We start from the raw sequence: 470 nt of genomic DNA on the forward strand, positions 1-470 counted from the left end.
GGCGATCTTCCAACAGGTACTACGGTAGCGTTTGAAAGTCCAGTAGACACAAGTACAGCAGGAGATAAACCAGCGACAGTTCTTGTGACCTACCCAGATGGTTCGCAAGATAAGGTTCCTGTGACAGTTAAGGTTGTAGAAAACCCAAGCCAGGCAGACAGCAATGAACCAAGTCCAGCTGATCAAACCGTTACCGTTGGTGAAACTCCATCAGCTGAGAAGTCCATCTCTAACCTAGGCGATCTTCCAACAGGTACTACGGTAGCGTTTGAAAGTCCAGTAGACACAAGTACAGCAGGAGATAAACCAGCGACCGTTCTTGTGACCTACCCAGATGGTTCACAAGATAAGGTTCCTGTGACAGTTAAGGTTGTAGAAACCCCAAGCCAAGCAGACAGCAATGAACCAATTCCGGCAACTCCAACTGTTAAAGTTGGTGAGTCCGTGGATCCATCTAAATCCATCTCTAA

Annotated in this window: 1 protein-coding gene; it reads left to right on the plus strand. The window is 47.2% G+C overall.

Features of this window, described 5'->3' with window-relative positions; all coding sequences use genetic code 11:
* A partial coding sequence (locus E5983_RS09465; RefSeq protein ID WP_269148551.1) for a Rib/alpha-like domain-containing protein occupies positions 1 to 470 on the plus strand: 470 nt, incomplete at both ends.

Source organism: Streptococcus danieliae, from assembly GCF_009767945.1.
GTDB lineage: Bacteria > Bacillota > Bacilli > Lactobacillales > Streptococcaceae > Streptococcus > Streptococcus danieliae.